The sequence below is a fragment of the Ferranicluibacter rubi genome (genome assembly GCF_011603255.1).
GTDB lineage: Bacteria > Pseudomonadota > Alphaproteobacteria > Rhizobiales > Rhizobiaceae > Ferranicluibacter > Ferranicluibacter rubi.
This window is the reverse complement of the sequence record NZ_JAANCM010000021.1, coordinates 25,375-37,922: the sequence shown is the minus strand read 5'-3', so window position 1 is coordinate 37,922 and position 12,548 is coordinate 25,375. Positions and strand designations below refer to the sequence as shown.

Here is a 12,548-nt window from a genome sequence, read left to right as displayed (position 1 = left end):
TACGATACAGCGAATTCGATCTGGCCGATGGGAGCCATTGGAGTAAAAATGTACGAAAAGATTGAAGTATGGGAAAAATCTAAATATGGCAATCATATCTACGTATTTATATGCTTCCGTCATTTGGAAAATAATATGTACTAAGTACAAATCGTAGATTCCCAAAGAAAGAAGCAAAATGAATCTAAAGTAGCAAATATCAGAGAAAATTCTATATAGTTGTTTTTAGATACACCTGTATACGAAAGATAAAATGGGTATGAGTCGTTGAAAACAGCAGTAGATTCCGCAAAAAAATGGGCTATATTATATTAATATTTTACTTTATTTTAGAATATATCACCTTTCATGCTCGCCTCTCTCATGTCTTCCTACGTGTTTTGAAGCACGTGTCCTTCCGAGCAGCCTGTCGCGCTGCTCGTGTGTGAACTCTGACTGTTCGGCTTACCTCTGTTCCTGCCCGCCCTGACGAGTTTCGCCTTCTCGCTCCTCCGGCCGCACCATCGCCCTTTCGAGCCTCTGCCAAAAGCCCGTCCAATCCCGTTTGCTGGGCGGCAATCCACCTGCTGAACCGATTCAGATTGCGGTGATCGACGCGAACGCATCGCTCTGCGAACCTCTCCTCGCCGAAATCCCGACACCGTTCAAGCCGTTGCCCTGTCAGTTTGAGGACGTCTTTGCATCGTCGTGCCCAACAGACCCGCTTTGCCTTTTGCCCGCGTTCGCCTATGAACCGGCGATCCACTGCGACATCCGAGGAGACGGGATTGGAGATCCGCTTTGCCGATTGCAGCATTCGTTATGGCGAGACCGTCGCGCTGCATCCGCTCGACCTCGCGCTCACCGAGCGGCGGATCGGGGTGATCGGGCTTAACGGGTCTGGCAAGACGACCTTTGCGCGGGCCATCAACGGCCTCGTCAAGCCAAGCCAGGGCCACGTGACGGTGAACGGGCTCGATACGGTCGCGGATGGCCCGGCCGTTCTCGGCACGGTCGGCTTCATCTTCCAGAATCCGCAAAACCAGCTGATCCTGCCGATCGTCGCCGACGATATCGCGCTTGGGCTGAAGAGCCGGGGCGTTGGGAAAGCGGAGGTCGCGGCGCGGGTCGAGGGCATTCTCATGCGGTTCGGCATCGAGCATCTGGCGCGGCGGCGGGTGCATGCGCTGTCGGGCGGGGAGACGCAGCTGGTGGCCATGGCAAGCGTGCTGGTGACCGAACCCGACATCCTCATTCTCGACGAGCCGACCAACCAGCTGGACCTCAAGAACCGGAAGCGGGTGATCGACACGCTGGCGAGCCTCGACGAGGCGGCCATCGTCGTCAGTCACGACCTGTCGCTGATCGAGAGCTTCGAGCGCGTGCTTCTGTTCCACGAAGGCCGCCTGATCGCCGACGGCATACCGGGGGATGTCGTAAAGGCTTATGAGGCGGTGGCGCTGTGCTGAAGAGCCTGCATGTCGAGGGCGCGACGCTGCTGCACCGGCTGTCCGTGCGCACCAAGCTCGCGGTCCTGTTCGTCGCCAGCCTTGCGGTCTTTCTCACGGTCGATCCGTTCGTTCTCGGCGGGGCGGTTCTGCTCTCGGCGCTCGTCTTCGCCACTGTGGGCGTGTCGTTTTCTGAAGGCCTGTCGCGGCTTGCCTGGCCGCTCGTCTCCATCGGGCTTGTGGCGGGGGCGACGGCTTTCTTCGAGACGCCGGTTCACGGTCTCGTCGTCCTCTTCCGGTTCGCCACGCTTATTCTCCTTGCCGCCACCGTCACGGCCTCGACGGAGGTGGGCGACTTCATGGAGGAGATCACCCGGCTGATGATGCCGTTCGAGCGGCTGGGGCTTGTCAATGCCGCCGATATCGGGCTGGCGCTGGGGCTGGTGCTGCGCTTCGTTCCGGAGATCTCGACGCGTTACGAGAGCCTGCGGGAAGCGCATGCGGCGCGGGGCCTGCCCGTGCGCCCGCTGAAAATGCTGGCGCCGTTGATCATCCTCACGCTGAAAGATGCCGACATGATTGCGATGGCCATTGACGCACGGGGCCTGCGGCGTCACTAATCGGGCTCCATCAGCAACTCGTGAAAGGAGAGGCGAATGTCGACGCGCGACCTGGTTCTGACCGCCCTGTTTACTGCCATCATCATCGTCCTCGGCATCATCCCGCCGATCACGCTGGCCTTCGTGCCGGTGCCGATCACCGCGCAGTCGATGGGCGTCATGCTGGCCGGCTGCATCATCGGTGCCAAGCGCGGTGCGCTCGCCTATCTCCTCCTCATCCTCATGGTGGCCGTCGGCCTGCCGGTCCTTTCGGGCGGCCGCGGCGGGCTCGCCGTCCTTGCCGGCCCGACCGGCGGTTACATCGCGGGCTGGGTCGTCGGCACCTTCGTCACCGGCCTCGTCGCCGAACGGATCGTTCGCGAAACTCAGGGCGGCGCACGCCAGATCGCCGGCTTCTTCCTCGCCTCCATCATCGGCGGCATCGGCGTCGTCTACCTCATGGGCACGATCTGGCTGGCCATCAACACCGGCATGGGCTTCGTGGCCGCTCTCTCGGCAAATGCCGTCTTCCTGCCGGGCGACATCCTCAAGGCCGGCATCGCAGCACTTGCCGCCCGCGCCGTCCTCGTCGGCTATCCGCTGCTACCGCAGCGGAGCTGACGGGAACCTAGCTTGAAGAGCGAACGGGCGGGGAAAAGCCGGCAAGGTGCTGGACCCTGCCCCTTTAGCGCTCTAGCTTGGCGCCCATGACAACCATCCTCTACGAAAACCCCATCTTCCTCGAGCATCAGGTGCCCGAGGGCCACCCGGAACGGCCGGATCGGCTGCGGGCGCTCAATCTGGCGCTGGAGCACGAGCGGTTTTCCGATCTCGTCCGCAAACAAGCACCGCAGGGCAACGAGGATCTCGTGCTGCTCGCCCATCCGGAAGAGCACCTGCGGGCCGTGATGTCGGTGATCCCCGAAGAGGGCATCAACAGTTTCGAGGCCGATACGCATGCGAGCCCCGCGAGCCTGCAGGCGGCGCTGACCGGCATCGGCGGCGCGGTGGCTGCGGTGGACGCGGTTTTCACCGGCAAGGCCGACAACGTCTTCGTCGCCTCCCGCCCGCCCGGGCACCATGCCGAGAAGATGAAGGCCATGGGCTTCTGCTTCTTCAACAATGCCGCCATCGCCGCGCGGCATGCTCAGCGCGTGCACGGGGCCGAGCGCGTGGCGATCGTCGATTGGGACGTGCACCACGGTAACGGCACGCAGGACATCTTCTATGACGATGCCTCCGTCCTCTTCTGTTCGACGCACCAGATGCCGCTTTATCCCGGCACCGGCGCGAAGGACGAGACCGGCACGCACAACACCATCGTCAACGCGCCGCTTTCCCCCGATACCGGCAGCGAGCATTTTCGCGAGGCGTTCAAGTCGCGCGTGCTGCCGGCGCTCGAGCGTTTCCAGCCGGATCTCATCATCATCTCGGCCGGGTTCGATGCCCATCACCGCGATCCGCTGGCGCAGATCAACCTCGTCGGCGACGATTTCGACTGGGCGACCGGCCGGTTGCTCGATGTTGCGGGCAAGCATGCCAGCAACCGGATCGTCAGCCTGCTCGAAGGCGGCTATGACCTCGTGGGGCTCGCCGAATCGGCGGGTCTTCATATCCAGCGCCTGATGAGGGGATGACCGCCATGGCAAACGAAACACGCACACAATCGCCAGCCGCTGGCCCAGCGGAGCCTTCCAGCCCGGCCGATGTCGCCTCGCTGTCCTTCGAGCGGGCCGTCGAGGAACTGGAATCGATCGTTTCGGCGCTGGAGCGCGGCGATGTCGCCCTCGACCGCTCGATCGAGTTCTACGAGCGCGGGGAAGCGCTGAAGAAGCATTGCGAAGCGCTGCTCAACGCGGCCGAAAACCGCATCGAGAAGATTCGCCTCGACCGCGCCGGCAAGCCGCAGGGTGTGGAGCCGCTGGACGGCAACTGATCAGGCGGCCGCGCTTTTCGCGGGCGCGGATGTTTCCGATGTCGATATGGGTATGAGCCGCAGATGCATGTCCATCACGGCGGCAAGCTTTCGGGCCTTTCTGGCGACGATCATGCTGAGATGGTTCCCCGACGCCGAGACCCATCTCGCCTCCGGCAGGTAAGCCTTCCAGATGCGCCTGGCGTTGCAATCGATCGGCGAGCCGGATGTCGAGGCAAAGAAGACGAGCGGTCCATCATAGACGCTCGGCCTGTAGAGGCCCTTCATCTGCAGCAATTGACGGGCGCAGGCATCGTAAGCGGGGGTATAGCCGCCTGCCCATTGCGGCGCGTAGAGCGGGTAATCCGGGTGACGCGGATTGCGAAAGCGGAAAAAAAGCTGGTGGCCCCGGCGGGGCGGGCTGTGATGCGCGGCGGAGGCGTCGAGACCCGGACGCGGGGCTTCGGCACCGGCATCGCCTTGACGCTCCGCCGACGGCTTGCCGCGGCGCAGGGCGCGGCCTGCCAGTTTCCCGAGCACCGACTTCACCTGCCGCGTGATCGTCCGGCGCATCAGCCCGGCCCAGAGCAGGAGCGGCCAGCTATGATCGTTCTGCGGCGGATCGAGTAGCATCAGCGCCTCGATCACGTCGCCATCCACCCGCGCCCGGCGGGCAAGCTCCAGTGCCAGCACGCCGCCGAAGGAGTAACCCGCGAGACGATAAGGCCCCTCCGGCTGGATTGTCTTCATGGCGCGATAGGCGCATTCGACCTCGTCGGCGACCTCAGGCGGAGAGCCGGCCGGCCGGCCGAAATCCGTCAGCGTGATGCCGTAGATCGCGCCCTCGAAGGTCAAGGCATCGACAAGGTCCTGCGTCTCCAGAAAGCAGTTCACGCCCCCGGCAAAGAGGAAGAGCGGGCGCGTGCCGTCGCCCTCGCGCAAAAGCAAAATCTTGTCGGTCGGCTGCACGCAACCCTGCCCAATCGCCTCGACGATCGCGCGGGGCGTGCGGTTGAGGTAGAACACGTTGACGTCGAGTTCGATCCCGGTCTGCATCCAGAACTGCTTGATAAGCGCGAGCGCCTTGTTGGCGTTCAGGCCTTTGGCCACCAGATCGTCATCGGCGGCAATGGCGGTGCGCATCGTTTGCTGGCACAGGCCTGTCAGTGTCGCGAGCATCCCGTTCATCCCATGTTCGAATGCCGGAGGTCCGACCACCCGTTCGCGCCTATCGCCGCGTCATGACCTGGATATAGACGCTTCGAATTACCAAAGCGTTGAATAGGACATGCTCCGTGCGTGTCCTTTCAACATCATACGCCCCGCGTGCCACCCGGAAATATGCAACCCTGAGGCGATTTCGAATTTCCTCATGGTCTTACCGGATGCATCTTTCCTTCGCGGCCGGCAGAGCTATGTCATTGCGAACAACATCCATGGGAGAAGGGGTTTCCGATGACGGGGCAGGAGAAACAGACGACGCAACCCGAATTGAAGCGCGTGATGGGGCCGGGGCTCCTGCTGCTCTTCATCATCGGCGATATTCTCGGCACCGGCATCTATGCGCTGACCGGACAGGTCGCGGCCAAGGTCGGCGGCATCGTCTGGCTGCCCTTCCTCATCGCCTTCGCCGTCGCGCTGCTCACCGCCTTCAGCTATCTCGAACTCGTGACGAAATATCCGAAAGCTGCGGGCGCCGCGCTCTACACGCACAAGGCCTTCGGCGTGCATTTCCTCACCTTCATTGTCGCCTTCGCGGTGATGTCGTCGGGCATCACCTCGGCCTCCACGGCGGCGCGGGCGTTTTCCGCCAACTTCACGGCGGCGCTTGGGCTCGATGTGGGCGATGGCATGGTGGTGCTGATCGCGGTCCTGTTTCTCGTACTCGTCGCCGCCATCAACTTTCGCGGCGTCGGGGAGAGCGTGAAGCTGAATGTCGGGCTGACGATGATCGAGCTGACGGGCCTGCTGATCATCATCGGCATCGGCTTCTGGGCGATCTTTCACGGCCAGGGCGACGTGTCGCGCGTGACGACCTTTACGCCCGCTGGGGATAGCGGCGTGTTCTGGTCGGTCATCGCCGCCACCACGCTCGCTTTTTTCGCCATGGTGGGCTTCGAGGATTCCGTCAATATGGCCGAGGAGTGCAAGGATCCGAGCCGGATCTTTCCGAAGGTTCTGCTGACCGGCCTGCTCATCACCGGCGTCATCTATGTGCTCGTTTCCATCGCCGCCATCACGCTCGTGCCGGCCGGCGAACTCAGCGAGGGCGAGACGCCGCTCTTGAAGGTCGTGCAGGCCGGCGCGCCCGGCTTTCCCATCAGCATCTTCGGCGTCATCACCATGCTCGCGGTCGCCAACTCCGCGCTGATCAATATGATGATGGCAAGCCGGCTGCTCTATGGCATGGCGCGCGAAGACGTCATTCCCGCCATTCTCGGCCGCGTGCATCATGGACGCCAGACGCCCTACATCGCCATCGGCTTTACCACGCTGCTGGCCATCGGCCTGCTGATCTTTGCCGGCGGCGTTCCCCAACTTGGAGGAACGACGGCGCTGCTGCTGCTCTGCGTCTTCGCCATCGTCAACATCGCCGTGCTGGTGCTGCGCAAGGACACGGTGGAGCACAAGCACTTCCGCATTCCCACGGTCTTCCCGGTGCTGGGCGCGCTGACCTGCACCTTCCTCGCCGGCCCGTGGACCGGGCGCGATCCCGTCCAGTACCTCATCGCCGGCGCGCTTCTCGGCATCGGCGTGGTGCTCTGGCTTGCCACCGTCACCATTATGCGCCGGACGAATGCCGCGCGGGCCTGATGCGCCAGGCCCCGAACATTCAAGGCTGAACTTTGTTGTAGGATCGAGACGGGGGTTCCGGTATCCTGACCGGCGCCCCTTGACGCAGATTCGGGAGCGGATCGTCCTTACCGACCAATCCGCCGCATGGCCTTTTTCGGACACTGCACCATCGTGCGGATGTTGCGGCGACGGGCTTTTGCAATTCCGGCGAATTGCGATTAAGACGCCTTTTTGCGAATGATTTCTATCGCGGCCTACCAACGACCGCGGGTATGAGGACAGCGTGACCCAACCGAACTCCCCGCCGTCGACGCCGCTTCTGGACAAGGTCAACCTGCCCCGGGATCTGAAAGCGATCGACGACAAGGACCTGACGCAGCTTGCCGGAGAACTGCGCGCCGAGATGATCGACGCCGTATCGCGGACCGGCGGCCATCTGGGCGCCGGCCTCGGCGTGGTCGAGCTGACCATCGCCATCCACAAGGTGTTCGACACGCCGCACGACCGGCTGATCTTCGATGTCGGCCACCAGTGCTATCCGCACAAGATCCTGACCGGCCGCCGCGACCGCATCCGCACCCTGCGCCAGGAAAACGGCCTCTCCGGTTTCACCCGCCGGGCCGAAAGCGAATACGATCCCTTCGGTGCCGCGCACTCCTCCACGTCGATCTCGGCCGGCCTCGGCATGGCTGTGGCGTCCGAGCTGCAGGGCGTGAAGCGCAACGTCATCTCCGTCATCGGCGACGGGGCGATGTCGGCCGGCATGGCCTATGAGGCGCTGAACAATGCCGGCGCGCTCGATGCCCGGCTGATCGTGATCCTCAACGACAACGATATGTCGATCGCGCCGCCGACCGGCGCCATGAGCGCCTATCTGGCGCGGCTTGCCTCCGGGCGGACCTATATGGGCTTCCGCGAGCTCGGCAAGAAGCTGACGGCCTATCTCGGCAAGTCGATCGACCGCGCGATTACCCGCGCGGTGGAGCATGCCCGCGGCTATGTGACCGGCGGCACGCTGTTCGAGGAGCTGGGTTTCTACCATATAGGGCCGATCGACGGGCACTCCTTCGAGCACCTGCTGCCGGTGCTGCGCAATGTGCGCGACAATGCGCATGGCCCCGTGCTGATCCATGTCGTGACGCAGAAGGGCAAGGGCTACGCGCCGGCCGAGGCCGCCGCCGACAAATATCATGGCGTCAACACCTTCGACGTCATCACCGGGGCCCAGGCCAAGGCCAAGCCGAATGCGCCGTCCTATACCGCCGTCTTCGCCGAGACGCTGGTGCAGGAGGCCAACGAGGACGAGCGGATCGTCGCCGTGACCGCCGCCATGCCGAACGGCACCGGGCTCGACAAGTTCGCGCTGGCGCATCCGACCCGCATCTTCGACGTCGGCATCGCCGAGCAGCATGCCGTGACCTTTGCGGCGGGGCTTGCGACGGAGGGGCTGAAGCCTTTCGCGGCGCTCTACTCCACCTTCCTGCAGCGCGGCTACGATCAGGTCGTCCATGACGTTGCGATCCAGGGGCTGCCGGTGCGCTTTCCCATCGACCGCGCCGGTTTCGTTGGTGCGGATGGCCCGACGCATGCCGGCTCGTTCGACACGACCTATCTTGCCGCCCTGCCCGGCTTCGTGGTGATGGCCGCGGCCGACGAGGCCGAGCTGAAGCACATGGTGCGCACGGCCGCTGCCTATGACGAGGGTCCGATCTCCTTCCGCTACCCGCGCGGCGAAGGCGTCGGCATCGACATGCCGGTTCGTGGTGAGATCCTCGAGATCGGCCGCGGCCGCATCGTCAAGGAAGGCACCAAAGTCGCCCTCCTCTCCTTCGGCACGCGGCTCGCCGATTGTCTGCTGGCGGCGGAAGACCTCGATGCTTCGGGGCTTTCCACGACGGTTGCCGATGCGCGCTTTGCAAAGCCGCTCGATCACGACCTCATCCGCCGCCTTGCCCGCGAGCACGAGGTGCTGATCACCATCGAGGAAGGCTCGGTCGGCGGTTTCGGCAGCCATGTGCTGCAGTTTCTGGCGCTGGAAGGCCTGATGGATTCGGGCCTGAAGGTGCGCCCGATGGTGCTGCCGGACATCTGGATGGAACAGAGCAAGCAGGACGCCATGTATGCCCAGGCCGGCCTCGACCGCGCCGGCATCGTCTCCACCGTCTTCCGCGCGCTCGGGCAAAAGCGCGTCGGCCGCGACGCCGCGGGCTAACCTCGGACGCTTGTGATGGCGCGCTACGCCGCCGAGATCCGTGCGATATGACGCAAAAGGCTTGTCACCCGGGCCCTGACACGCCATGACAGGCCCCATGTCAAACGAACCGAAAACCACCGTCCGCCTCGACCAGCTCGTTCTCAACCTCGGGCTCGTCGCCAGCCGGTCTCGCGCACGCGATGCCGTGCAGCGCGGAACCGTGCGGGTGAACGGTCGCGTCGTCACCAAGCCGAGCTCCACCTTTCCCGACGATGTGACGATCGAGATCGACGATCCGGTCCAGGCCTATGTCTCGCGCGCGGCGCTGAAGCTGAAAGCCGGGCTCGATCATTTCGCGCTGTCGCCGGAAGGGCTCGACTGCCTCGATATCGGCGCCTCCACTGGCGGCTTCACCGAGGTGCTGCTGCATGCGGGTGCCGCCCACGTCATTTCCATCGATGTCGGCCACGGGCAGTTCCATCCGCGCCTCGAAGCCGATCCGCGCGTCACCAATATCGAGGGCCTGAACGCGCGTGTGCTCGACGAAGAGCATCTGGAAGACCGCGAGATCGGCATGGTGGTCTCCGACGTTTCCTTCATCTCGCTGAAGCTCGCTCTGCCGCCGGCGCTCGACCTCGCCGTGCCCGGCGCGCTTTGCATTCTTCTCGTGAAGCCGCAATTCGAGGCCGGCCGCGATTTCGTCAGCAAGGCGGGACTGCTGAAAGACCCCTCGACGGCGCCAGAGGTGGCGGCGGAGCTGGAGCGCTGGCTCGTGGAAGAGATGGGCTGGGAAAGCCTCGGCCTCATCCCCTCCCCCATTACGGGCGGTGACGGCAACGAGGAGTTTCTTCTCGCCGGCCGCAAACCCCTTAACGACGGTGATGATGCCGATCTCGACACAGAGACCGACGAGGACGCGGCATGAGCGCGGAAACCGCGACGATCGAACGGCTCGGCCTGCAGGGAGACGGCATCGTCTCCTCCCCGTCCGGCCCCGTCTTCGTGCCATTCACGCTTCCCGGCGAACGGGTGACGATGGCCGTCAACAAGCAGCAGGGCACCGTGATGTCCCTGCTTGCGCCCTCGCCCGACCGTGTCGCGCCCGCCTGCCGGCATTTCGGGCCGGAAGGCGAGAACGGCACATGCGGCGGCTGCACGCTGCAGCATGCCGGCGACGATCTCTATCACGCGTTCAAGCGGCAGATCGTCATCGACGCCCTGCGGTCGCGCGGCATCGAGACGGAGGTGGCGCCGCTTATCATTGCCCGCCCGGGCGAGCGCCGGCGCACGGTCTTTACCGCGCGGCGCACCGAGAAGGAGCTGCTGCTTGGGTATAACCAGGCGGAAAGCCATCACATCGTCTCCATAACGGAGTGTCCCATCGCGAGCCCCGGCATCGTGTCGCGGCTCGCAGCCATCCGCATCATCGCAGCGGCGCTCGCCGCCAGTGCCGAGCCGTTCCGCATCACCGTGCTGGAGACGACGACCGGGCTCGATCTGGCTGCCGAGGGCATCAAGGCCCTGTCGGACCGGCACCGCCAGCAGGCGATCGAGGCCGTGCTGAAACTGCGCGGTATCGCGCGGCTGGCCGTCAATGGCGAGACGATCGTCGAGCCGCTGAAGCCTCTCATCACCTTCGACGGCATCGCGGTCTCGCCGCCGCCCGGCGGCTTTGCGCAGGCAAGCGCCGTTGCGGAAACCGCGATGGCGGAGCTCGTCATGACGCATCTCGGCAAGGCCAAGCGGATCGCCGACCTCTTCGCCGGCACTGGCACCTTCGCCCTGCGCATGGCCCGCAAGGGCCGCGTGCATGCCGTGGAAAGCGAGGAAAAGGCGCTGAAAGCGCTCGATCTCGCCGCCCGCAACACGCAAGGCCTGAAGCCCGTCAGCATCGAAAAGCGCGACCTGTTCCGCCGGCCGATGATGACCTCCGAGCTGAAGGTCTACGACGCCGTCGTCTTCGATCCGCCCCGTGCCGGCGCCGAGGCGCAGTGTCGCGAACTGGCGTGCTCGACGGTGAAGACCATCGTCGCCATATCCTGCAACCCGCAGACGCTGGCACGTGATCTCTCGATCCTCATCGAGGGCGGCTACCGCGTCACCAAGGTCACCCCGGTCGATCAATTCCTCTGGTCATCCCACGTCGAAGCGGTGGCGACGCTGACGCGCTGATGTTCCATCATTTTTTTCTAATATTCTGAAAAAGCCCGTGCTACGCTTCGGTCGTTCGCAGCTGAAGCAGAAAGCGCTGCGCCAGCCAGCGCGTCGGGGACGATAAGCCTCCCCGACCTTGGCATAGGCTTTGCTGTCGAACAGGAGTGAAGCAAATGGGGTATCTACCCGTTGGTATCACGCTTGAGATAAGGAAAACCCGCACCGGCTGGCAAGTCCAGGTGCGAGTCATATTCCTAGTCTGAGCGAAAGGCAGTCGGAGTTCGCGCTTCGGCTGCCACTCCGCTAATATACAGCCTTGTCTGCCGGGTGCAAGACACGTCGAGCCACCTCGTCGGCTGCTCCGACGATATAGAAGAAATATCTTATATAAAGAATTTCGTTCTGCTACGCTTGGCCGTTCGCAGCCGAAGTAGAAAGCGCTGTGCCAGCCAGCGCGTCGGGGACGATGAGCCTCCCCGACCTCGGCATAGGCTTTGCTGTCGAACAGGAGTGAGGCAAATGGGGTATCTACCCGTAAGCATCACGCTTGAGATATGGAAAACCCGCACGGGCTGGCGAATGCGCGTGCGGGTTCTATTCCAAGTCTGAGCGAAAGGCAGCCGGAGTTCGAGCTCCGGCTGCCACTCCGCTAATATACATCCTGATGCTTCCTGCTGCAAGACACCGCAGGCCCTTCCGGGCTCCGTCAGCGCTTGGAGAGGAAGGCCATGAAGGCGGCTTGGGCCTCTGTGCTTTTGAGGCGGGCGGCGAAATGGTCCGCTTCGAGGTCGATGCGGGCCAGGGTTTCCGTGGTGTCGCCGCGCAGGAGCTGCCGGGCGATGCGCAGCGCCTGTGGCGGCTTGGCGGCGAGCATGGTGGCGGCGGCGAGCGTTTCCTCTTCCAGCGCCTCGGGTGCGACCGCTTTCCAGACGAGCCCGACGGCGACGGCGTCTTCGGCAGCGATCGGCAGACCGGCGGCGAGCAGCGCGAAGGCGCGCTGATGGCCGATGACGCGGGGGACGATGAGGCTGGAGGCGGCCTCCGGCACCAGCGCGAGATCCACGAACGGGGTTCGCAGCTGGGTGCGGGTGGAGATGACGGTGAGATCGCAATGCAGGTTCAGCGTCGTGCCGATACCGATCGCCAAGCCATCGACCCCGGAGACGAGCGGCTTGGTGGCCGTCGCGAGCACATGCAGAAAGCCGAGGACCTCCGTTCCCAGCGTTTCGCTCATCGCCATCTGGGCGAAGTCGGCCATGTCGTTGCCGGCGGAAAAGCAGCCGGGCGTGCCGAGGAAGACGATGACGCGAACGTCGTCTTCTGCCTCGGCCGCAGCGAGCGCTTCCGTCATCGCCACATACATGGCGCGGGTAATGGCGTTCTTCTTTTCCGGGCGGTTCAGCCGGATGACGCGGATCGCGGCGTCCGGCTTTTCGATGAGGATCGTCTCGTCGGTCATATCA

11 protein-coding genes are annotated in these 12,548 nt (G+C 63.8%); 9 read left to right on the top strand and 2 right to left on the bottom strand.

Translation table 11 applies throughout. From position 1 onward, the window contains the following. Positions 1-767 precede the first annotated feature (767 nt). From G8E10_RS24515 to G8E10_RS24495, 5 genes are all read left to right on the top strand, one after another. Positions 768-1,448 carry an energy-coupling factor ABC transporter ATP-binding protein gene (locus G8E10_RS24515; RefSeq protein ID WP_132446494.1) on the top strand — a complete coding sequence of 227 codons (681 nt, stop codon included), beginning with the start codon at positions 768-770 and terminating at the stop codon, positions 1,446-1,448. After that, positions 1,445-2,047, top strand: coding sequence for an energy-coupling factor transporter transmembrane component T family protein (locus G8E10_RS24510; RefSeq protein WP_165929799.1), 603 nt, complete (start codon positions 1,445-1,447; stop codon positions 2,045-2,047). Before G8E10_RS24515 ends, G8E10_RS24510 begins: the two co-directional genes overlap by 4 nt. Before the next feature lie 36 nt (positions 2,048-2,083). After that, positions 2,084-2,647: a biotin transporter BioY gene (locus tag G8E10_RS24505; protein WP_110732813.1), complete on the top strand. Its 564-nt coding sequence runs from the start codon at positions 2,084-2,086 to the stop codon at positions 2,645-2,647. An 86-nt stretch (positions 2,648-2,733) separates the two neighbouring features. Next, the gene (locus G8E10_RS24500; RefSeq protein ID WP_110726702.1) at positions 2,734-3,663 is read left to right on the top strand and encodes a histone deacetylase family protein; all 930 of its coding nucleotides are present in this window, start codon (positions 2,734-2,736) and stop codon (positions 3,661-3,663) included. Positions 3,664-3,668: 5 nt separating this feature from the next. Then, on the top strand, positions 3,669-3,962 hold the full coding sequence (locus tag G8E10_RS24495; RefSeq protein WP_167131022.1) for an exodeoxyribonuclease VII small subunit: 294 nt from the start codon (positions 3,669-3,671) through the stop codon (positions 3,960-3,962). Here G8E10_RS24495 and G8E10_RS24490 read toward each other — a convergent pair whose 3' ends face one another. Next, positions 3,963-5,120, bottom strand: a complete 1,158-nt coding sequence (locus tag G8E10_RS24490) for a thioesterase domain-containing protein (protein ID WP_167131021.1) — start codon at positions 5,118-5,120, stop codon at positions 3,963-3,965. A gap of 276 nt (positions 5,121-5,396) precedes the next feature. On the opposite strand from G8E10_RS24490, the gene G8E10_RS24485 reads away from it, so the two are divergent. The 4 genes from G8E10_RS24485 (at position 5,397) to G8E10_RS24470 (ending at position 11,103) form a co-directional block, all read left to right on the top strand. Further along, positions 5,397-6,755: an APC family permease gene (locus tag G8E10_RS24485; RefSeq protein WP_167131020.1), complete on the top strand. Its 1,359-nt coding sequence runs from the start codon at positions 5,397-5,399 to the stop codon at positions 6,753-6,755. A gap of 265 nt (positions 6,756-7,020) precedes the next feature. Further along, positions 7,021-8,949 (top strand): 1-deoxy-D-xylulose-5-phosphate synthase, encoded by a 1,929-nt coding sequence (dxs, locus tag G8E10_RS24480; RefSeq protein ID WP_167131019.1) that lies wholly within the window; start codon positions 7,021-7,023, stop codon positions 8,947-8,949. Positions 8,950-9,046: 97 nt separating this feature from the next. Then, entirely contained in the window at positions 9,047-9,856 is an 810-nt protein-coding gene (locus G8E10_RS24475; protein WP_167131018.1) for a TlyA family RNA methyltransferase, read from the top strand. Next, entirely contained in the window at positions 9,853-11,103 is a 1,251-nt protein-coding gene (locus G8E10_RS24470) for a class I SAM-dependent RNA methyltransferase (RefSeq protein ID WP_167131017.1), read from the top strand. Before G8E10_RS24475 ends, G8E10_RS24470 begins: the two co-directional genes overlap by 4 nt. A gap of 688 nt (positions 11,104-11,791) precedes the next feature. Here the strand turns inward: G8E10_RS24470 and G8E10_RS24465 are convergent. Then, entirely contained in the window at positions 11,792-12,544 is a 753-nt protein-coding gene (locus G8E10_RS24465; protein ID WP_132663696.1) for a crotonase/enoyl-CoA hydratase family protein, read from the bottom strand. Positions 12,545-12,548 lie beyond the last annotated feature (4 nt).